Annotated in this window: 19 protein-coding genes; 16 read left to right on the forward strand and 3 right to left on the reverse strand. The window is 39.5% G+C overall.

Annotated features, from left to right (window positions below; genetic code table 11):
* Window positions 1-49 precede the first annotated feature (49 nt).
* Entirely contained in the window at window positions 50-406 is a 357-nt protein-coding gene (locus H5157_RS20845) for a hypothetical protein (RefSeq protein ID WP_310736816.1), read from the forward strand.
* On the opposite strand, the gene nadB is transcribed toward H5157_RS20845, so the two are convergent.
* The gene (nadB, locus tag H5157_RS01605) at window positions 381-1,991 is read right to left on the reverse strand and encodes an L-aspartate oxidase (RefSeq protein WP_154903488.1); all 1,611 of its coding nucleotides are present in this window, start codon (window positions 1,989-1,991) and stop codon (window positions 381-383) included. The two genes, H5157_RS20845 and nadB, sit on opposite strands and share 26 nt — an antisense overlap.
* 245 nt (window positions 1,992-2,236) lie before the next feature.
* Here nadB and rpoE point away from each other — a divergent pair, with 245 nt between their 5' ends.
* The 10 genes from rpoE (at window position 2,237) to pdxJ (ending at window position 10,946) form a co-directional block, all read left to right on the forward strand.
* Complete coding sequence (gene rpoE / locus H5157_RS01610; RefSeq protein WP_002958721.1) at window positions 2,237-2,818, forward strand: RNA polymerase sigma factor RpoE; 582 nt, start codon at window positions 2,237-2,239, stop codon at window positions 2,816-2,818.
* A 1-nt stretch (window position 2,819) separates the two neighbouring features.
* Window positions 2,820-3,437 carry a sigma-E factor negative regulatory protein gene (locus H5157_RS01615; RefSeq protein ID WP_002958720.1) on the forward strand — a complete coding sequence of 206 codons (618 nt, stop codon included), beginning with the start codon at window positions 2,820-2,822 and terminating at the stop codon, window positions 3,435-3,437.
* 4 nt (window positions 3,438-3,441) lie between these two features.
* Window positions 3,442-4,392 (forward strand): MucB/RseB C-terminal domain-containing protein, encoded by a 951-nt coding sequence (locus H5157_RS01620; protein WP_002958719.1) that lies wholly within the window; start codon window positions 3,442-3,444, stop codon window positions 4,390-4,392.
* A gap of 20 nt (window positions 4,393-4,412) precedes the next feature.
* A complete protein-coding gene (locus tag H5157_RS01625) occupies window positions 4,413-4,862 on the forward strand; it encodes a SoxR reducing system RseC family protein (protein ID WP_024594973.1) in 450 nt (149 codons plus the stop codon).
* 275 nt (window positions 4,863-5,137) lie between these two features.
* Window positions 5,138-6,925 carry a translation elongation factor 4 gene (gene lepA, locus H5157_RS01630; RefSeq protein ID WP_002958717.1) on the forward strand — a complete coding sequence of 596 codons (1,788 nt, stop codon included), beginning with the start codon at window positions 5,138-5,140 and terminating at the stop codon, window positions 6,923-6,925.
* A gap of 16 nt (window positions 6,926-6,941) precedes the next feature.
* Window positions 6,942-7,877 carry a signal peptidase I gene (lepB, locus tag H5157_RS01635; RefSeq protein WP_182723988.1) on the forward strand — a complete coding sequence of 312 codons (936 nt, stop codon included), beginning with the start codon at window positions 6,942-6,944 and terminating at the stop codon, window positions 7,875-7,877.
* Between the two features lie 2 nt (window positions 7,878-7,879).
* Complete coding sequence (rnc, locus tag H5157_RS01640) at window positions 7,880-8,557, forward strand: ribonuclease III (protein WP_002958715.1); 678 nt, start codon at window positions 7,880-7,882, stop codon at window positions 8,555-8,557.
* Window positions 8,547-9,479, forward strand: a complete 933-nt coding sequence (gene era, locus H5157_RS01645; RefSeq protein WP_002958714.1) for a GTPase Era — start codon at window positions 8,547-8,549, stop codon at window positions 9,477-9,479. The genes rnc and era overlap by 11 nt, the downstream gene beginning before the upstream one ends.
* A gap of 20 nt (window positions 9,480-9,499) precedes the next feature.
* Complete coding sequence (gene recO / locus H5157_RS01650; protein WP_149593689.1) at window positions 9,500-10,192, forward strand: DNA repair protein RecO; 693 nt, start codon at window positions 9,500-9,502, stop codon at window positions 10,190-10,192.
* Between the two features lie 22 nt (window positions 10,193-10,214).
* Window positions 10,215-10,946 carry a pyridoxine 5'-phosphate synthase gene (pdxJ, locus tag H5157_RS01655; protein WP_002958712.1) on the forward strand — a complete coding sequence of 244 codons (732 nt, stop codon included), beginning with the start codon at window positions 10,215-10,217 and terminating at the stop codon, window positions 10,944-10,946.
* Window positions 10,947-11,026: 80 nt separating this feature from the next.
* On the opposite strand, the gene barA is transcribed toward pdxJ, so the two are convergent.
* Window positions 11,027-13,801, reverse strand: coding sequence for a two-component sensor histidine kinase BarA (gene barA, locus H5157_RS01660; protein ID WP_182720286.1), 2,775 nt, complete (start codon window positions 13,799-13,801; stop codon window positions 11,027-11,029).
* Between the two features lie 109 nt (window positions 13,802-13,910).
* Between barA and rlmD the strand changes: the two genes are divergently transcribed.
* From rlmD to eno, 5 genes are all read left to right on the forward strand, one after another.
* On the forward strand, window positions 13,911-15,236 hold the full coding sequence (rlmD, locus tag H5157_RS01665) for a 23S rRNA (uracil(1939)-C(5))-methyltransferase RlmD (RefSeq protein ID WP_182711524.1): 1,326 nt from the start codon (window positions 13,911-13,913) through the stop codon (window positions 15,234-15,236).
* 8 nt (window positions 15,237-15,244) lie between these two features.
* Window positions 15,245-17,401, forward strand: a complete 2,157-nt coding sequence (gene relA, locus H5157_RS01670; protein ID WP_024594977.1) for a GTP diphosphokinase — start codon at window positions 15,245-15,247, stop codon at window positions 17,399-17,401.
* A gap of 2 nt (window positions 17,402-17,403) precedes the next feature.
* The gene (gene mazG / locus H5157_RS01675; protein WP_182723989.1) at window positions 17,404-18,201 is read left to right on the forward strand and encodes a nucleoside triphosphate pyrophosphohydrolase; all 798 of its coding nucleotides are present in this window, start codon (window positions 17,404-17,406) and stop codon (window positions 18,199-18,201) included.
* A gap of 162 nt (window positions 18,202-18,363) precedes the next feature.
* Window positions 18,364-19,998 carry a CTP synthase gene (locus tag H5157_RS01680; protein WP_033020682.1) on the forward strand — a complete coding sequence of 545 codons (1,635 nt, stop codon included), beginning with the start codon at window positions 18,364-18,366 and terminating at the stop codon, window positions 19,996-19,998.
* Window positions 19,999-20,110: 112 nt separating this feature from the next.
* On the forward strand, window positions 20,111-21,409 hold the full coding sequence (eno, locus tag H5157_RS01685; protein WP_002958706.1) for a phosphopyruvate hydratase: 1,299 nt from the start codon (window positions 20,111-20,113) through the stop codon (window positions 21,407-21,409).
* A gap of 193 nt (window positions 21,410-21,602) precedes the next feature.
* Here the strand turns inward: eno and mutH are convergent, their stop codons facing one another.
* Complete coding sequence (gene mutH / locus H5157_RS01690) at window positions 21,603-22,274, reverse strand: DNA mismatch repair endonuclease MutH (protein WP_182723990.1); 672 nt, start codon at window positions 22,272-22,274, stop codon at window positions 21,603-21,605.
* Window positions 22,275-22,559 lie beyond the last annotated feature (285 nt).

Raw genomic sequence — 22,559 nt, forward strand, 5'->3', positions numbered from 1 at the left:
GGTTACAAATAATAAAGCTGACCACAAACCGATTGTGGTCTTTTTTTGCGTGCTTAGCTTACTACTTTGTATGTTTTTAGACGCGGCGTTAGCTATGCTATTTTGTGTGATTATAAATGCGATAGCTGCCTATATAGTTTGGCGAAAAATTTTAGCGATACACCCTACACAGGGCGTAATAATTTTAGAACCTAAGCTTTTTAGGTTTGAAGGCGAAACGCTAAAAGTGCAGGGTGAAATAACTCAAAAGAGTCGTTTTTATGGCAATAGTATATGGCTGCATATAAAGGGCTTTAGCGAACACCATTGGCTTATAATTTCAGCCAATGGCGTTAATGAGCAAAGTTATGCGCGTCTAAAACGTGCCACTGTCGGCGCAATTAATTGCGTTTTGGAGTCAAAATAGTCGGCGTTGGATTTTCACTTTGTTCAGGGTAATCAATAGTGTAATGCAAGCCTCTGCTTTCTTTTCGCTCCATAGCACTTCTAATAATTAGCTCTGATACTTGCACTAAATTACGAAGCTCAAGTAAGTTATTACTTACTCTAAAGTTTGCATAGTAATCGTGTATTTCTTGTTGTAGCAACTCAACTCTATGCAGTGCTCGTTCTAAGCGTTTAGTAGAGCGTACAATACCTACATAATCCCACATAAATAAACGTAGTTCATGCCAGTTATGGGTAATAACAATTTCTTCATCTGAGTTACTAACACGGCTCTCATCCCAATGAGGAAGCGCTATCGGCTCTGGTGCATGTTCAATTTTACTTAAAATATCTTTAGCTGCAGCGTGGGCAAATACAATGCACTCTAATAGTGAATTACTTGCCATACGGTTTGCACCATGTAAGCCTGTGTAAGCAACTTCACCTACAGCATATAAGTTATCGAGATCTGTTTTGCCGTTAAAGTCAGTCATTACACCACCACAGGTGTAATGCGCAGCAGGCACAACTGGGATTGCTTCTTTCGTTATATCGAGGCCTACACTTAAGCATTTTGCGTAAATAGTAGGAAAGTGCTCAATAATAAAGTCTTTATCTTTGTGGCTAATATCTAAATAAACACAATTGGCGCCTAAGCGCTTCATTTCAAAATCGATTGCGCGTGCCACTATATCGCGTGGAGCAAGCTCTTCACGGCTATCAAAGTCTTTCATAAACCGAGTTCCATCAGGGCGCTTTAAATAAGCCCCTTCACCGCGCATGGCTTCGGTAATTAAAAAGTTTTGTAGCTCTGGATGATAAAGACTTGTTGGATGAAATTGATTAAATTCCATGTTGGCAACTTTACAACCTGCACGCCAAGCCATTGCAATACCATCACCACTTGATACGTCTGGATTAGATGTATATAAATACACTTTACTTGCACCACCGGTTGCAAGAGCAACAAATTTAGCTGAAATGGTTTCTACCTTTTTAGCTTTTTTGTTCCACACATACATGCCTTCAATGTGTGAGCCTGTTTTTCCGGCGCTTTTATCTGTGATTAAATCTATGGCGTTGTATTGCTCTAAAAGCGTTATATTTTTATGAATTTTAACTTGGCTGATAAGTGTTGTTTGCACCGCTTTGCCTGTTGCATCGGCTGCATGCAATATACGGCGATGGCTGTGACCACCTTCACGTGTTAAATGAAAACGCTCTTTTCCTTTGCTATCAAACTCCATATCAAAGGGTACGCCTTGGTCGATTAACCACTGTAGGCAATCGTGAGCATTGCTGGCGGTATAATGAACAGCGTCTCTATCGCATAAACCGCCGCCTGCATCGAGTGTATCTTCAACATGAGATTCTATGCTGTCGTTTTGTTTATCAAATACAGCAGCTATACCGCCTTGGGCATACAAAGTAGAACCTTCGGTAAGCGCTCCTTTACTGATCACGGTAACGTTACAATAATTAGCTAGAGATAATGCAAGTGATAAGCCTGCTGCGCCGCTACCTATAATAGCGACATCTGCAATGTGATGTTTATTTTGGTTCATGTCAGAGGTACTTTGCGGTTACAATGCTCATATAGAGCAATATTTGTTTTTAATATCTGTAGTTGTATCATATTTGTCATACTACTACGTAGTGATTTTAAAGGCTTAGCGCCGTTATTATCATCTATTTTATAAAAAAATAATATTAAGCAGAACTTTTTATTCATAAAGAGGTCAGAGTATTTGTGAACAATGACGACAATATGAATAACAAGCAAAAATCAGACATAGGAGTACCGGCTCGAATGAGCGAGCAGGAATTAGATTTAGTGCTAGTAAAAAGGGTCCAGCAAGGAGATAAAAACGCCTTCAACCTATTAGTAAAGAAGTATCAAAACAAAATTGCAGGTTTGATCTCACGTTATGTATCTAACCAAGGCGATATTGCTGATGTAGCACAAGAAGCTTTTATTAAAGCTTACCGTGCACTTCCTAACTTTAGAGGTGACAGCGCCTTTTACACGTGGTTATACCGTATTGCCGTTAATTGTGCTAAAAATTACTTAGTAGCCCAGGGGCGTAAGCCGCCAGCAAATGATATAGACGCTGAAGATGCCGAGTTTTATGATTGTGCAGATTCAATGCGATCGAATGCATCTCCTGAAAACCTACTTTTAAGCGAAGAAGTACGCGCTGTTATTTTTAATACGATTGATAGTTTGCCTGAAGATCTTAAAACCGCAATCACCCTTAGAGAAATAGAAGGGATGAGCTATGAAGAAATAGCAGTGGTAATGGATTGCCCAGTCGGGACTGTGCGTTCGCGTATATTTCGTGCCCGTGAAGCAATAGATAACAAATTAAACCCATTAATAGGCGAGTCTTAGTATGACAAAAGCACACCTTAACAAGTTAGATAACGAAGCGTTATCGGCATTACTTGATGGCGAGCAACATCTAACTGATGCAAAAATTGCAGAGCAAGATGTAACTACGTTTGGCCGTTATGCGTTAATTGGTGATGCGATGCGTGCTCAAAAAAATAATAACGACATACATATTGATATTAGCGATCGCGTTGCATTAGCACTAGAAAGCGAGCCTGTTTATGCTGACTTTAGTCAGTCAAAAACACAGCCTCAAGCAATCACTGAAACAGTACAAGATAATAAAGTAGTCGCTTTTAATTGGCGCAAACCAGTTGCCCAATTAGCTATTGCAGCAAGTGTAGCGATGTTTGCTATTGTGGGCGTTAATACGCTTCCTCAAAGTAACAATGAGCAGCAAAGTGAAATTCCATTACTGCAAACCACACCGCTAGCAGGTATGGCCTCGCCAGTAAGTTATTCGTCTGAGCCTGCGCTTGAAAATGCTGAGCAAGGTTTACGTGAACTACAGCAACAGCGTATTGGTGCGTTAGTTCTTGAGCATCAACGCCAAGCACGAGTTGCGAATTCTTTAGAAACAGCGCAAACTAATACCAAAGCGTCTGAGGAAAAAAACTAATTAAATGAAAGTAATCACTTTTGTTCTGTCGTTGGTAGTAAGCTTCAATGCATTTGCCAACGACACAAATCCTGCCAAAGATTTATTACTCAAAATGGCTAATGCCGTTCACACCCGTAATTTTGACGCCTCGTTTGTGGTTGTCAAAGGTAAAACAATGGAACCCTACCGATGGGTGCATGCTTTACAAGGTGACACCGAACTTGAGCATTTAAGTTTACTTAACGGTGCTGGGCTTGAAATGGTCCGTATCGATAATCAAGTTACTTATTTTGAACCTCAGTCTGAACCATATTCTCTAAAAACAGATTCAATAGCAGGTCCAATCCCTGAAGTACTATTTAAAGATATAGATCGCTTAAGTGCGCACTATGATTTTGTACTAGGCGGCAAAGGGCGTATTGCAGGGCGCGCAGCGCAACTTGTTCGCATTGAATCTAAAGACGAGTATAAATATAATTATTGGATTTGGCTGGATATGGAATCGTCGTTGTTGCTAAAAGCCGCGTACGTTAACCATGAAGGTGAAGCCTTAGAGCAGTTACAGCTTACACATATTAGTGTGACAGAGCAGCCAGCCGGTATGCTAGTTGAAGTGCTCAATCGAAACTTTCCAACGCCTTTGCCAAACGATGCACTTATAAATGAAGATAGTACTGCCACTAATTGGAAAATTAGCTGGTTACCAGATGGCTTTGAGTTGCTAAAATCAGACAGACATAAGCTCGATTTAAATAACGAGTTAACTGATTATTACTTGTTCTCTGATGGTTTTGTTGAGGTTTCTGTATTTATTCAGCGCCCATTACCAGGTAAGCGTTTAAGTGGAGCACTCACTTCTGGTGCAACGACAGTATATGTGCATAATGGCGGTAATTTTGATGTTTCGGTTGTTGGTAATGTACCGAGTATGACCGCAAAAGCGATTGCAGAGTCAGTTACCCGCGCACTATAGACGATTCCGTAAGGATTGTTATGATTGAACAAACCCTCACTGTTGTGGCCCTCGATGGCCACATTGCTCATTTAGAAGCACAGCAAAAACAAGCTTGTGAAGGCTGCAATGGTCGTTGCGGCTCACAAGTGTTTAGTAAATTATTTGGCACTGCAAAAAAAACCTTTCCTTATAAATTTGAATCCTCTGTAGAAATAGGGCAAAAGGTCACTTTGTCACTAGATGATAGTCATGTTGTTAAGCATGCTTTTGCGGTTTACATGCTACCGCTCCTTTTGAGTCTTGTTTTTGCATTTGTTGCGGCGCAATTGTTTATAGCTTCCGAAGGCTGGCAGATTTTAGCTGCTGCTCTAGGTGGCGTTACTGGCTTTTTTATAGCTAAAACTCGCGTGAAATCTCTAAAGCACGATATAAAAGTTATAAAAATTCACCCAATTAGTATCCCTTTAACTCAAATAGATGGTGATTGACGCCAATTAAATGTAAAATTGCCGTTTTATACCAAAGTAACTTGGAAATACAGGGAACCGTGGTTTTTTAAATTATTTTATCTGGCTGAATTATTTAAGTTAAGTAAATATAACTTATTGTTATTCAATACATAAAATGGTTGTAACCCATCTTAAAAAGCGTAAGTACAGTTTGTTATATACAAATTTAGCTTATGGCATCCTAAAGCAAGTATTTTCAAGTCACTTAGGTATTCATATTTAGTCCATTAAAATAGAAGTATAGAATCCAGTTTATGAAGCATATCCGTAATTTTTCGATCATCGCCCATATTGACCATGGTAAATCGACCCTTTCAGATCGTTTGATCCAAGTTTGTGGCGGTTTAACCGACCGTGAAATGCAAAAACAAGTTTTGGATTCAATGGATATTGAGCGCGAACGTGGTATTACCATTAAAGCGCAAAGTGTAACGTTGAATTACAAAGCGAACGACGGCGAAACCTACCAACTTAATTTCATTGATACTCCAGGACACGTTGATTTTACGTATGAAGTTTCACGATCTTTAGCTGCTTGTGAAGGCGCGTTGCTTGTTGTTGATGCAGGCCAAGGCGTTGAAGCACAAACACTAGCTAACTGTTACACCGCTATTGAAATGGAATTAGAAGTAATTCCAGTACTTAATAAAATCGATTTACCGCAAGCGGATCCTTTACGTGTTGCAGAAGAAATTGAAGAGATTATTGGTATTGATGCCCTTGATGCAGTGCAGTGTAGCGCTAAAACAGGTGTAGGTATTGCCGAAGTTCTTGAAATGATTGTTAAAGATGTACCGCCGCCAGTAGGCGACAAAGATGCACCTTTACAAGCACTTATTATCGATTCTTGGTTTGACCCATACCAAGGCGTTGTATCACTAGTGCGTATTAAGCACGGTGAATTACGCACTGGCGACAAAATAAAAATAATGTCGAACGAGCATATACATACTGCCGACCAAGTAGGTGTGTTCACTCCTAAGCAAACCAACACCGGTATTTTAAGAACAGGTGAAGTAGGGTTTGTTATTGCTGGTATTAAAGAGATACATGGTGCGCCAGTAGGTGACACTATTACTCATCAAAAAAATGCAGCTCCACTTCGCTTACCTGGCTTTCAAAAAATTAAGCCTCAGGTTTATGCGGGTATGTTCCCAATTGCATCAGATGAGTATGAATCGTTCCGTGATGCACTTAATAAATTAAGCTTAAACGATGCGTCGTTATTCTTTGAACCAGAGAATTCAACTGCACTAGGTTTTGGTTTCCGCTGTGGCTTTTTAGGTATGCTACACATGGAAATCATTCAAGAGCGTTTAGAGCGTGAATACGATATTGATTTAATTACAACAGCACCTACGGTAATCTATGAGATAGTTACTAAAGAAGGTACATTTCAGATTGATAATCCATCTGATTTGCCTGCAGTAAACGATATTGTAGAGATTCGAGAGCCGATTGTTGAAGCTAATATTTTGGTACCACAAGAATACCTAGGTAACGTTATTACTTTGTGTATTGAAAAACGTGGTAGCCAAACAAAAATGACTTATCACGGAAAGCAAGTAGCTGTAACGTACGAGCTACCTATGGCTGAAGTGGTGATGGATTTCTTTGATAAATTAAAATCAACTAGCCGTGGTTTTGCGTCGCTTGATTATAACTTTAAACACTTTCAAACATCAGATATGGTGCGTGTTGATATTTTAATCAATGGTGAGCGCGTTGACGCACTTGCGATAATTGTTCACAGAGATGGTGCACAGTCTCGTGGTCGCCAGTTAGCTGATGCGTTAAAAGAGCTTATCCCACGTCAAATGTTTGATATAGCGATTCAAGCTGCTATCGGACAACATGTTATTGCCCGTACCACGGTAAAACAATTACGTAAAAACGTAATTGCTAAGTGTTACGGTGGTGATGTGAGCCGTAAGAAAAAGCTACTTAAAAAGCAAAAAGATGGTAAAAAACGTATGAAGCAAGTAGGTAATGTTGAAGTGCCTCAAGAAGCGTTTTTAGCTATTTTAAAAGTTGGCAAATAAAAACAAAGGATTATAAATGGCTGGTTATTTTTCAGTTTTATTGGTGTTATTAACTTTAGGCTCAGGCTTAATATGGTTAATAGATCACTTAATGTATGCACCTAAAAGACAGGAGCGCTTAGCGATAGCGCAAACGTCTGCTAGAGCTCCGTTAGATGAAGAAACGGCGGCATTAATTGCACCAGAACCAGTACTAACAGAAACAGCAAAGTCGATTTTCCCGATGATTGCAGCAATTACTATTTTTAGATCATTTATCTTTGAACCGTTTCAAATTCCATCCGGTTCAATGATGCCTACATTATTAGTAGGTGATTTTATTTTAGTACAAAAGTATTCATATGGAATAAAAGACCCTGTTTGGCGTACTCAATTAGTTGAGATTGGGCAGCCTGAGCGTGGTGATATTGTTGTTTTTAAATACCCTTTAGATGAAAATGTTGACTATATTAAACGTACAATTGGTTTACCTGGCGATAAAATTGTTTATCGCGATAAACGTTTATATATTCAGCCAAATTGTAAAGAAGGCGAAACCCAGCAGGGTGAGCTTTTATGTAATGAATTCAATAAAATTGATTTTAAACTAATTAATGATAACGAATTTAAACAAGGCCCAATGCCTCTAGCTCGTGTAAATGAAAATTTAACAACAGTTACGCATGATATATTAATCAACCCACAAGCGCCTGAGAGAAAAGGGCGTTACTACCAGCAACCGGGCACGCCTTCTGATGAATGGACTGTTCCTGCTGATCATTATTTTATGATGGGTGATAACCGCGACAACAGCCAAGATGGTCGCTTTTGGGGCTTTGTACCAAAAGAAAACTTGGTGGGTAAAGCTGTCTTTATATGGATGAGTTTTGAATTTGAGAATGGCCCTGATGATATTTTACCAGGATGGGTTCCAACTGGTGTTCGCTTTGAGCGCCTAGGTAATATTCAGTAACGATGAAAAAAAATGTAACAGAATTATATAAAAAAATTGGCTATGAATTTGCCGATCAAGGTTTACTTGAGCAAGCAATGACGCACCGCAGCCACAAAGGCCAGCATAATGAGCGACTAGAATTTTTAGGCGACTCTATTTTAAGCTTTGTGATTGCCAATGCACTTTATGCCAAATTTCCTAAAGCGCGTGAAGGCGATTTAAGCCGCATGCGCTCAACGCTTGTGCGTGGTCAAACACTTGCCGAGTTTGGTCTTGAATTTGGCCTAGGCGATTATTTACGCTTAGGGCCGGGCGAGCTTAAAAGTGGCGGATTCCGTCGCGAGTCAACGCTTGCTGATGCAGTAGAAGCTATTATTGGCGCTGCATTTTTAGATTCAGGTATTGATAGCTGTGGCGATCTTATATTGTCATGGTACGAATCACGATTAGATGCTATTTCACCAGGGCTTAACCAAAAAGATCCGAAGACCCTGCTGCAAGAGTATTTACAAGCCCGTAAATTATCTTTACCGGGTTACACTGTGGTTGATACCAAAGGCCAAGCACACAATCAAACATTCACGGTCGAATGTATTGTTGATGGAATGGATAGCATAATTTCTGTAGGTAGCTCGCGCCGTAAAGCCGAACAAAAAGCTGCTGAAAAAGCATTGAAGATACTTAAAAATGAACCTTGATACCCTAATACAGCCTCATGAAGGTGATGTAGATACGTTTTGTGGAATGGTTGCTATTGTAGGGCGCCCAAACGTAGGTAAGTCGACTTTGCTTAATGAAATTATTGAGCAAAAAGTGAGTATTACCTCACGTAAACCACAAACCACGCGTCATCGTATTATGGGTATTCATACCGAAGGTAAACACCAAGCGGTATACATAGATACACCAGGTCTACACGTTGAAGAAAAACGTGCGATTAACCGTTTAATGAACCGTGCCGCGTCTAGTTCTATCGGCGATGTTGAGCTTATTATTTTTGTAGTTGAGGGCACTCATTGGAATGCCGATGACGACATGGTACTTAATAAAGTATCGCAAAGTGGTAAGCCGGTATTATTGGTTATTAATAAAATAGACCAAGTTAAAGACCGTGACCTTGTGTTGCCTCATATGAAGTGGTTAAGTGACAAGTTTGATTTTGTTGGAATTATGCCAGTATCGGCAACGCAAGGTAAAAATGTTGATTTAATCAAAGCAGAAGTAACTAAACGCTTACCTCCTTGCGAATTTTACTTTCCGGAAGATTATGTAACTGACCGTTCAATGCGCTTTATGGCAGCTGAAGTAATTCGTGAAAAACTAATGCGTTTTATGGGCGAAGAATTGCCGTATTCTGTAACTGTTGAAATTGAGCAGTTTAAATGGCAAGACAACGGTATTTGGCATATCAACGGGTTGATTCTTGTTGAGCGCGAAACACAAAAACGCATGGTTATTGGTAATAAAGGCGAAAAGCTAAAAACCATTGGTCGTGAAGCCCGTAAAGACATAGAAGAAATGCTTGATAACAAAGTATTCTTAGAGCTTTGGGTTAAAGTTAAGTCGGGTTGGGCTGACGATGAACGTGCACTAAGAAGCTTAGGTTACAGTGAAGACTAGACCAAGCAGTAGCTTAGTGAATGGATAGCGACTTCTACACCGCGTATTTATTACATCGGCGTCCTTATAGTGACTCCCAAGTAATGTTAGATATGCTTGTAGAAGGCGTTGGTCAGTTAAGAATGCTGGCCCGAATTAGTGGTCGCCAGGCCACTAAACATAAAGCACAACTTCAGCCGTTTCAGGCACTGCTTGTTAATTACAGTGGCAAGTACGATTTAAAATATATCAATAAGTTTGAACTGCATGGGAACTCGCACTTTTTAAAAGGTGATGAGCTTTATTGTGGTTTTTATTTAAATGAGCTTACAAATCGTATCGTTCCTGTTAACGAGCCAATTGAACAAGTATTTGAGCTATATAAAACTCATCTATCAAACCTAAACAGCGGGGCCAATTTACAAGAAGTGCTGCGTTCATACGAGTTTCAACTATTGGAATTACTCGGTTATGGCGTGGATTTTAGTTTTGACGCCAGTGGTGAACCAATAGATGAAAAGCAGACGTATAGTTATTTCCCCGAACTTGGTTTTTTAGTACAAGAAGATACGCGTTCTGGATTTAGTGGCAAACAACTCAACGCCATAGCAAATCATGACTTTAGCCAAAGTGATGTGCTATATATGGCAAAGCAATTAAGTCGCTATTTATTAAAACCCTTATTAGGTAGTAAACCATTAAAAAGCCGCGAGCTATTTATGGCCTCTCAATAAACGTAATTTTACAGGTAAGAAAATGAAAGATATTCTTTTGGGTGTAAACGTAGATCATATTGCAACACTTCGCCAAGCGCGTGGAACAAGCTATCCTGATCCAGCTCATGCAGCCAGTGTAGCAGAGCATGCAGGCGCAGACGGTATTACGATTCACTTACGTGAAGACAGACGCCATATTCAAGATCGCGACGTTTATGTAATGGCTAAAACCATTCAAACTCGTATGAATCTTGAAACCGCTGTTACCGATGAAATGATAAAAATAGCGCTTGAAGTAAAACCTGAGTACGTGTGTTTAGTACCTGAAAAGCGCGAAGAATTAACAACCGAAGGTGGCTTAGACGTAGCCGGTAATATAGATAAAATTAAAGCAGCAACAAAAACGCTTACCGAAGCGGGTATTAAAGTATCGCTATTTATTGATGCAGATAAAGCACAGTTAGATGCAGCCAAAGAATGTGGTGCTCCTTATGTAGAAATACACACAGGCGCGTACGCCGATGCAACAAATGATACTGATTTACACAAAGAGTTAGAGCACATTCGTGAAGGTGTCAAATACGCAGCAAGCTTAGGTTTGATTGTTAACGCTGGCCATGGTCTTCATTATCATAACGTGAAACCAATCGCTGCAATGCCTGAGATTTATGAGCTAAATATTGGTCACGCTATTATTGCTCGTGCAGCTATAGATGGGCTTGATAAAGCCGTACGTGACATGAAACGATTAATGATTGAAGCAAGAATGTAAGATAAGCAAACATAAGCATTTAAAAAGCTTAATTAAAAAACGCGGTAAATACCGCGTTTTCTGTATCTAAAATTCAAAGCTTATCTTTGCAGTTCGGTCACACTTGCATCTGCAAGTAGGTTTTCAAGCTCATCTTGTAACTCAAATAATTCAGGTTCAATATTCTCTAACAAGCATTTATTTTTAAGCGATGTTTCGATTGTTTCTGCGAGTGATTTAAGTTTAGGTACACCAGTGTAACAACATGCACCATGAAATTTATGGACAATACTTAACACTTGCTGGCAATCGTTACTCTCTATTGCTTTAGCAAGTAATGTAAGGGTCTCAGGGACACTTAAAAGTAGCATGTTAAGCATCTCTAGCGCTAACTCGCTCTTTCCGCCAGCACGCTGCAGGGCTTGTGCCCAATCAATTCTACTACTTTGAAATGGTGCAGGACTTTGTGGTGTATCTGTCTTAGCTTTGTCACGATTAACAGGAGTCTGTGGACTATGGTCGCTAATAATTTGTTTAAGCATATCTTCATCAATAGGCTTAGTTAAATAGCCTTTAAAGCCATCTTTTAGTAGTTGCTCTTTTTCGCTTTGAAGGGCGTGTGCCGTTACAGCGATAATGGGTGTGTCTTCATTAAGTGATGATTCTTGTATAAGCTTACATGCGGTTATACCGTCCATAATTGGCATTTGTATATCCATAAAAATTATGTCGTATTTATGACTTTTACTTAAACTGTATGCCTGTGAACCATTATGAGCCGTTTCTATTACTTCAATCTGTTCACTTAACAAAGTATGGAGAAGTTTTAAATTAGCATCGTTATCATCAACAACCAATACTTTTAACGGCAGTAGAGCTTGATCGTTTTGTTCAATATTATGAGTCGGGTGGTCAAGTCTGTAAGGTGCTGCAAGTACTTCACATAACTTACGGTGATTAAGTGGCTTACTTAAACATGCATCAGCTCCGCTGCCTATAAAGGCTTCTCGCATATTGTGCGATACAGTATTAAGCATTAAATATAAGTAATCAGTAGATTCACGCACGGCTTTTACATAGCTTTTTAGTTGCTGCATATCATCAACTGATGCCATATGGCCAATTAAGCAAACGTCATATTTATGTTCAGTATTTTTTATAGCGTCTAAAAAGCTAGTTTCGTTAAAGCATGCCGTAACGTTTGATTCCCACTGGGTTAATAACGAAAGTACGGCATGGTGCGTATGCTCATGTGGCTCTAAATATAAGATACGCTTACCAATGAGCGATTTAGTCGGTAAGTCATTTGTAAATACGTGATTTGGCAAACTAAACACACTATTGAATGTAAAGCAGGTACCGTTACCAGGCGCAGAATTTAACGTTATACGACCACTCATTGCTTCAACAATATGCTTGGTAATAATAAGACCAAGGCCTGTACCACCAAACTTACGTGTAATGCTTGAGTCTGCTTGCCCAAATGGAGTGAATAAAGAGTCTTGCTTATCCATAGGTATACCCACGCCAGTATCTGTTACTGACACAAGTAAAGAAGTGCGTTCGTCGTCGAGTAACCGATGGCTTATGTCGACCTTAATAGAGCCTTTTTCGGTAAATTTAATCGCATTACTTAACAGGTTTATTAAGACTTGTTTAAAGCGAGTGGGATCGCCCGTTAAGTCATCCGGTACTTGTTGGTTAATGTAAATGGATAGCTCTAATTGCTTATCGTGTGCGCTAGGAGCGAGTAGCGTCATCACTTCATTTACAGCATCACGAAGTTGAAACTGAATCGACTCAAGTTCCATTGCACCCGCTTCTAGTTTGGAGAAGTCTAGAATGTCGCTAATAATAGTCATTAAACTATTTGCTGATAGCATAATAGTGTCGAGATAATCTTTTTGATGTTTATTCAGCGGTGTTTTATAAAGCTGGCGTGTAAATCCAATAACACCATTTAACGGAGTACGGAGTTCGTGGCTCATTTTAGCTAAAAAGTCTGATTTTACACGGTTAGCATCTTGAGCTTCTTTTTTTGCAAACGAGAGCTCTATATTTGACGTTTCGTATTGTTCTAGTGTTTCGCGGTAGTCACTCGTTGCTTGATCAATATTTTTTTGCATTTCATCTTTTTGCATCACCATAGTGTGAGCAATGGTGTTTAAGCCTTCGCGAAGTAACTCAAACTCACCAATCATGTTGTCGTTAAGGCCAGTACTTCTTTTACCTTCAACCAACTTGTCGGTTGCAAGTACTAACTTATTAAGCGGCGTCATAAACATGCGGCTTAACCTTAAAGCTAAAATAGCTGCAAACACCAATGATAAAATAATCACAATACCGCTAATTAATAAAGCTCGTTGTTGCCCTATAACAGCTTGGTCTTTGTTTAGCTGTATAATAACGGTGCCCAGAGATGACTGAAAAGCCGACGGGTCCCATTTAGAATCGTGACTTGTATGGTTAATAATGGGGGTGAAAAATGTAACAAGCTCATCTGACTTTTGCACATGGGTGGTTTTTAAATTTATGAGCGTTTTTTGATTAATTAACTTTTCAAATGAGCGGTGATAATTACTGGTCATTAATAGCGCATTATTTTTATCAAAAATTGCAATCGACTTAATTGTAGGAGAGTGCTTGTTATGTGTGTAGCTTATAAGGCGATTCAATAGCTGTTTGTTTTTTTCGAGCATGGGTTGCTCAAGCGCAATAGCAAGGGGCTCAGAAATAGTAGTGCCTTGCTGATATAAAATTTCATCAAGCTCAATGTAACGATTTATTGTAAAATAGCCACCAAGTAGTAATCCTATGATCACCGTTGGGATCAGGGTCAGTGTTAAAACAGAATCGCGTAAGCCTAATTTGGTCATAATGAGAGCGTTTTATCGTTATTAGTATGACTTGAGTATATACGGTTCAATACGCATTCTAAAGCATCTAAATATAGGTGCTTCATAAATAAAGTTAAGGTAATGCCTAATGGCGCAAATTTTTAAAGCGAAAAAAAAACCGTTAAAGCAACAAACACTAGAATTGACTATAACGGGAATGGATCATCAAGGGCGTGGCATTGCTAAACATAACAATAAAGTATGTTTTGTAAGCGGTGCATTACCAAACGAAACAGTCAAAGCAACACTCGTCGAAGATAAAGCTAAATACAGTAGTGCAAAAGTAACTAAAGTTATTCAAGCGAGTGAATCAAGAGTAGATGCTTTTTGTGAGCACTATAATCAGTGTGGTGGTTGCCAATTACAGCATTTAGAAGTAAGCCAACAAGTTGTAGAAAAACAAACTGCAGTTACTCAGTTATTTAGTAAGTTTGCTAAATTAAACAGCTTAAACTGGCAAACCCCATTATTAAGTAAACCTGTGCATTACAGACGCAGCGCTCGTATAGCTGTTATGTTTGATAAAGCAGCTAAAAAAATGCGCGTGGGTTACAGAGCAAGTGGCTCAAAAAATATTGTGAGTATTAATAAATGTGCAGTACTTGATGAAGTATTTACAGATGTTTTCACACTTTTTGATGATTTAATTAATCAACACAAAGCACTGCACAGTATAAGCCATTTACAGTTATGCCAAAGTGATAAACAAAACTTTGTTGTTATTCGTCACACTAAAGCAATTAATGATGATACAAAGGCTTTGGTTGAGCACATAACAAAAAGCCAGCAGTTTAAAATTGTATGGCAAAGCGAGAGCGATGCAATAGAACATTCACACTTAGCCATGCCATTTTATTATCTTAAAGAATTTGATCTAAAATTTGAATTTGGTTTAGGTAATTTTATTCAGGTAAATGCGCAAGTTAACGAAGCTATGTTAAAGCAAGCTGCAAATTGGCTTGATTTAAAAGGTGATGAAAATTTATTGGATTTATTTTGTGGGATTGGTAATTTCTCATTAGTGTTAGCAAAACAAGCAAAATCTGTAATTGGTGTAGAAGGTGTGACTTCAGCGGTTGCAATGGCTGCTCAAAATGCGCAAACTAACTCTATTACCAATGCGCAGTTTCATTGCTTTGATTTAACCCAAAGCATACAGAGCGCCCCATGGTTTAGCAAAAACTTAGATGTGCTTGTACTCGATCCTTCGAGGACTGGTGCTATGGCTGTATTAGAGGAATTACCTTTAAAGCAGTTTAAAACTATTTTATATGTCTCTTGTGACCCTGTTACTTTAGCCCGTGACAGCGCAATTATTTCACAAGCTGGCTTTGATCTTAATAAAATTGGGCTAATGAATATGTTTCCTCATACAGGGCATATTGAAACTATGGCGTTATTTCAACGGAGGTAGAACGCATTATGGTAGCTACACGACAATCACATCAACAAGATGAGACAACAGATTTTAGCACTCGGCTTTCATTTCTTGCCTTGTCTGAAGAAAAAACAGAGCTACTTACTAAAGCCCAAGCGCTCTGCGTAAAATGTGATAGTGAAAGCAGGCAAACTACTGCAATCGAAATGGTTGAAATTTTAGCTGAGCTAAATCTCGACCCCGAATCGTTAGCTACTGCGTATTTAACCCCGTATTTTTTAAACGACTTAATATCGCTTGAAACCATCGAAGAGCAGCTTGGGAATAACATTGCCATGCTGCTAACTGGGGTTGCACAAATGGCCACTATTAGTACTTTATCGCATCAAGGTAAAGGCACTATGCAAGTTGATAATATTCGAAAAATGTTATTAACCATGGTTGAAGATGTGCGCGCCGTGGTCATTAAGCTTGCCGAGCAGGTATGTCATTTACGCAATGTAAAAAATGCGGATGAAGAAGACCGCGTCATTGCCGCTAAAGAAACGGCTGATATTTTTGCACCATTGGCAAACAGATTAGGAATAGGGCAATTAAAATGGGAACTGGAAGATTTATCGTTTAGATATTTGCACCCAGGCACCTATAAAAGCATAGCCAAACAACTTGACGACAAACGTCTTACACGCGAAGCCTACATGGAAGATATGGTTGAGCAAGTAAAAAATCGTTTAAGTGAAGCGGGCATAGAGGCCCAGGTTTATGGCCGTCCTAAGCACATTTACAGCATTTATAAAAAAATGCAGCAAAAAAACTACGAGTTTGATCAGCTTTTTGATATTCGGGCAATGCGTATCGTCGTTGAACGATTGCAAGACTGCTACGGTGCGCTGGGCATTGTGCACACCAATTGGCGTCATCTTAATAAAGAGTTTGACGACTATGTAGCAACCCCAAAACAAAACGGCTATCAGTCAATTCATACCGTGGTATTTGGACCTGAAGGTAAAACGGTAGAGATACAAATTCGTACCAGCGACATGCATCAAGATGCTGAGTTAGGGGTGGCTGCACACTGGATGTACAAAGAAGGTGCATTACCAGGGCGCGGCTCGGGTTATGAGCAAAAAATTAGCTGGTTGCGTAAACTACTCCAATGGCAAGAAGAAGTGGTTGATGGTGGCGATTTAGCAGAAGAGCTTAAAAACCAAGTAGTAGAAGACCGCGTATATATATTTACCCCAAGCGGCGATATTATTGATTTACCACTTGGCGCTACACCGCTTGATTTTGCTTACTACATCCACTCAAATGTGGGGCATCGTTGTATTGGTGCAAAAATATTCGGCAAAATAGTGCCGTTTACGCATCAACTTACAACAGGGGATCAGGTAGAAATACTCACCCAAAAACAACCAAATCCAAGTCGTGATTGGTTAAACCCGTCATTAGGATACATTAAGTCATCCCGTGCTAGAGCTAAAATCCACCACTGGTTTAAACAGCTCGACCGCGACAAAAACTTAAGTGCGGGGAAAGAAATTCTCGACAGCGAACTACAAAAGCTCAATTTAACATATAAAGATTTAGAGCCAGCCATTAAGCGTTTTAACTTTAAAGAGCTGGATGACTTAATGGTTGCGATTGGTGCGGGCGATGTTCGCCTCAATCAAATGCTTAACTTTGTAAGTGATCGGACAGAAGATGAGCCGGTTATTCGCATTAAAGCACCAAGTAAAGTAACTGGTGATAAAAACGGCATTGTGGTTGATGGTGTTGGCAGCTTAATGAGCCATGTAGCCAAGTGCTGTCGCCCAGTACCTGGCGATGAAATAATAGGTTATATAACCCAAGGTCGAGGAATAGGTGTTCATAAGGAAGACTGTGATTCGTTTAATAACTTAAAAAACCAGCATCCTGAGCGTGTTATTTCGGTAAGTTGGTCAGATGATATTAACGGCTCGTACGCACTAAGTATTAAAATAGAAGCCACCGATCGTTCAGGGTTGATACGCGATATAAGCTCAGTACTTGCTAACGAAAAAGTAAATGTTTTAAACATGAACGTAAATACGGTTGAAGATAATCAGTTAGCTATATTTACAATGCAAATAGAAGTACATGACTTATCGGGTACTAACCGTGTTCTTTCTAAATTACACCAAATTGAAGGTGTACATGATGCCAAGCGTGGTCATTAATCATGAATGATAATACAGCGCTTACACAACTTCTTAGCATAATGAAAACACTGCGAGATCCCAAGGGCGGTTGTCCGTGGGATCTCAAGCAAGATTTTAAATCTATTGTGCCGCATACGCTAGAAGAAGCGTACGAAGTTGCCGACTGTATTGAATCAGGCAACTTAGATGAGCTTAAAGGTGAATTGGGTGATTTGCTATTTCAAATAGTTTTTTATGCGCAACTTGCACAAGAGCAAAATCTATTTGATTTTAATGATCTAGTAGAGCAATTAAACGATAAGCTTACCCGTCGTCACCCGCATGTGTTTGGTGAAAAAAAAGAGTTAACAGACGATCAATTATCGCAGCAGTGGCAAGCAATCAAAGCACAGGAGCGAAGTGCTAGAGCGCAAACCGAACCCCCTTCTTTTTGGCAAGATATTCCTGGCAGTATGCCAAGCTTAAGTAAAGCCAAAAAAATTCAACAACGCGTGGCTTCCCTTGGCTTTGATTGGCCAACGTATCATGGTGCACTAGATAAAGTGAGTGAAGAAGTGCTTGAAGTAAAAGAAGCGATTGAGCAAGACCCGCTATCTGATCATACAGCGGAAGAGCTCGGCGACTTACTTTTTGCCACTGTTAATGTTATACGCCATGTTAAACGAGATCCCGAACAACTGCTTCGTAGCGCTAATGATAAGTTTTCAGCGCGTTTTGAAAAGGTAAACGCTTATTTGCATGCGCAAGGTAAAAGCTTAGATACAGCAACCTTTGAAGAGATGGATAGTGCGTGGGATGCGATTAAAAAAGTAAAATAGGCTTAATGTTAAATAGTGCACATTTTTTGTGCGCGTATTAGCTAATTTTAGCTGGATTGATAAGCAGTGTTTTGGTACAATTTCGCCCCGTCTTGATGATATACCCTTAGGCTCTTCTTTGGGTGTTATATTCCTTTTAATTCCTGATATTCTAGGGTTCGCATGAGTACAAAATTTATCTTCGTTACTGGCGGAGTTGTTTCTTCGTTGGGTAAAGGTATTGCCGCAGCTTCACTGGCCGCTATTTTAGAAGCCCGTGGTTTAAATGTTACCATTTTAAAGCTGGATCCTTACATCAACGTTGACCCAGGCACAATGAGCCCAATTCAACACGGTGAAGTTTACGTTACAGAAGACGGCGCAGAAACTGACCTTGATTTAGGTCACTACGAGCGTTTTATCCGTACCAAAATGACTAGTCGTAATAACTTCACACAAGGCCGTGTATATGAAGACGTATTACGTCGTGAGCGCCGTGGTGAATACCTAGGTGCTACTATTCAGGTTATTCCACATATCACTAACGATATTAAGCAGCGTGTATACGACGGTGCTGAAGGTTATGATATTGCTATTGTAGAAATTGGCGGCACTGTAGGTGATATTGAATCACAACCGTTTATTGAAGCAATTCGTCAGATGGGAACTGAAATTGGCCGCGAACGCGCGCTATTTATTCACTTAACGCTAGTGCCATTTTTAGGCCCTGCCGGTGAAGTTAAAACGAAACCAACTCAGCACTCTGTTAAAGAGTTACGCTCAGTAGGTATTCAACCAGATATTCTTATTTGTCGTTCAGACCGTAAACTACCTAATAATGAGCGTGCAAAAATCTCATTATTCACAAACGTAGAAGAAAAAGCGGTTATTTCACTACCCGATGTAGACAGCATTTATAAAATTCCTGCGTTATTAAAAACACAAGAATTAGATAACTTTGTATGTCGTCGTTTTCACTTAGATCCACCAGAAGCTGATTTAGCTGAGTGGGAACAAGTACTTTATCAAGAGTCTAACCCAACGGGTGAAGTGACCATTGGTATGGTTGGTAAATATATTGAATTACCAGATGCGTACAAATCGGTTAACGAAGCATTAAAGCATGCGGGTCTTAAAAACCGCCTAACAATCAACATTGAATACGTAGATTCACAAGACTTAGAAAGCAAAGGTGTTGAATTACTTTCACACTTAGATGCTATTTTAGTACCGGGTGGATTTGGCGGACGTGGTGTTGAAGGTAAAATTTTAGCAGCTAAATATGCACGTGAAAATAAAGTACCATACTTAGGTATTTGTTTAGGGATGCAAGTAGCATTAATTGAATATGCACGTAATGTTGCAGGTTTAACGGATGCAAACTCTACAGAATTTAATGCAAATTCAGAAGCGCCTGTAGTTGGCTTAATTACTGAATGGCTAGATGCTGAAGGTAATGTTGAAACACGTAGCGAAAAATCTGATTTAGGTGGCACTATGCGTTTAGGCGCACAAAAGTGTCATTTAACGCCTGGTTCTAAAGTACATGGAGTATATGGCAGCGACGAAATTGTTGAACGTCATCGTCATCGCTACGAAGTAAATAATAACTTCGTAGAAATACTTGAAAAAGCAGGCTTAAGCTTTACTGGTTTATCAGAAGATAAAAAACTGGTAGAAATTATCGAAAATAAAGATCACCCATGGTTTATTGCCGCGCAGTTCCATCCGGAATTCACGTCAACGCCACGTGATGGTCATCCGTTATTTGAAGGGTTTGTAGCAGCTGCGCACATCCACCAAAAAGCGAATTCGTAATTTTAAAAGCCGTGCATATTGCACGGCTTTTTTGTTTTAAGGGCTGACTAAGCTATATAAAACGTAGTAAAGTTAGCTGAACTCACCATTTTGGGAATATAGAGGAATCAAGATGTCAGAAATCGTAAAAGTAATCGGTCGCGAAATTATGGACTCGCGTGGTAACCCAACTGTTGAAGCAGACGTACATTTAGCAGATGGTTCTTGGGGTCGTGCAGCAGCACCTTCAGGCGCATCTACTGGTACTCGTGAAGCATTAGAGTTACGCGACGGTGATAAATCACGTTACTTAGGTAAAGGCGTATTAAAAGCAGTTGGTTATATTAATAAAGAAATTGCTGATGCTTTAGCTGGTCAAAATGCATTAGATCAAAACGCTGTTGATAAAGTGATGCTAGATTTAGATGGTACCGAAAATAAAGAAAAATTAGGTGCAAACGCAATCTTAGCTGTATCACTAGCAACTGCGAAAGCAGCTGCACAGTCTAAAAAAGTTGAGCTTTATGAACATATTGCTGACTTAAATGGCACACCAGGTGTTTACTCTATGCCACTTCCAATGATGAACATCATCAATGGTGGTGAGCACGCAGATAACTCTGTAGATATTCAAGAATTCATGATCCAACCTGTTGGCGCTAAAAACTTCCGCGAAGGCCTACGTATGGGCGCTGAAGTATTCCACAGCCTTGCTAAAGTGCTTAAAGCTGATGGTCATTCAACAGCGGTTGGCGATGAAGGTGGTTTTGCACCTAACCTTGCATCTAACGAAGCGGCTCTTGCTGCAATCAAAGTAGCTGTTGCAAACGCAGGTTACGAGCTAGGTAAAGATATTACTTTAGCGATGGATTGTGCTGCATCTGAGTTTTACGACAAAGAAGCAAACATCTACGATCTTAAAGGTGAAGGTAAAAAATTCACTTCTGAAGAATTTAACTTCTTCTTACAAGATCTTACTAATCAGTACCCAATCGTTTCTATTGAAGATGGTCTTGATGAGTCTGATTGGGATGGCTTTGCACACCAAACTAAACTAATGGGTGATAAAATCCAATTAGTAGGTGATGATTTATTTGTAACTAACACGAAGATTTTAAAACGTGGTATCGACAACGGTATTGCTAACTCAATCTTAATTAAGTTTAACCAAATCGGTTCTTTAACTGAAACTTTAGCTGCAATCAAAATGGCTAAAGATGCTGGTTTTACTGTTGTTATTTCTCACCGTTCTGGTGAAACTGAAGATTCAACAATTGCTGATTTAGCAGTGGGTACTGCTGCAGGTCAAATAAAAACAGGTTCACTGAGCCGTTCTGACCGTGTTGCAAAGTACAACCAATTGCTACGTATTGAAGAGCAATTAGGTGATAAAGCACCGTACAACGGTCTTAAAGAAGTTAAAGGTCAGTAATTCTATTTTACATAGAATATAACTTTTAATTTTAGATGATAAAATCCTCGCCTATGCGGGGATTTTTTATGCCTGATACTTTTTCCAAAGAGATGAAAATAAATTGTATGCTTTAAGCTTGTTGATGTACGCAGCACTAAAGAGTGGAGCACAAAAGTATAACGCTTTACTCATGCTTTAACTTCTTACGCACTCATAGCTGAAACTGCTGCTTTAAAATATCACCTGTAAAACTGGTTTTTAAATAAAAACCACGGGGTAGGGTTTTAATTATTTGCCCATTTGGGCCAATAGCATCAGTGACTATTTTACTATGAGCAGCTTTGGGGCGTATTTGCATAGCATCGCCTAAATGGCCTGATATTTCGTCGACTCTACCTAGCGCAATTAGCTCCATTTGCTCTTCCCAGTCGCGTTGTAACAAAGCGTCTTGTTCAGGTGAAGGCTGCCACAAAAAGCCGCTGCCGATAGTTCTGTCAAACGGCGCAATATCACGTTCGCTTAAAATTGGCAGCCATAAAACATGATTTAGTTTTTTACGCACAGAGCTGGTATGCCACGTCATTCCTGTCACGTTCATTAAAGGTGTAACCGATACAAACGTAGTTTCCAGTGGCCTACCTTTATAAGAAATAGGCAGTGTTTTTAGCTCAATTCCTAAATCTTCAAAATCGGGGAGGGGTTTTGAGCCTGCAGTAGCGCCTAGTACGTATTCAATGAGTTGCCCAGTCCAGCCTTTTTCACGTAGTAAGTCATCAGGTGTTTTAAAATGGTAGTGGTTTGCAAGTTGTCCTGGCGTTAATCCGGCAATACTGTTAACGCGCTGCATTAAGTCGTTTATTGAGTGTGGTTTTGTAGGTCGCATATTCTTAATTTCGGTTGTATAAATACCATAGCCATGATAGCAAATAGGCTAAGCCGTGGATATCTTTAGGGTTGTACGTTTTTTGCTCGCTTGTTGTTTGTGTTAATTTTGCACATATTGAAATTAAGCTACTTTACTTTAAGTTACTGACTCTGCAGGTTTTTTTAAATGTGCACGTTCAGTTTTGATTAAGCCATTTAAAAGTTGTAAGGATAAATACAACTATATGAACATGTTTATCCACAGAATCTGTGGAGAAGCTAAGTTTTAAGATCTAATATTGTG

The organism is Pseudoalteromonas sp. SG43-3 (genome assembly GCF_014164385.1).
GTDB lineage: Bacteria > Pseudomonadota > Gammaproteobacteria > Enterobacterales > Alteromonadaceae > Pseudoalteromonas > Pseudoalteromonas distincta.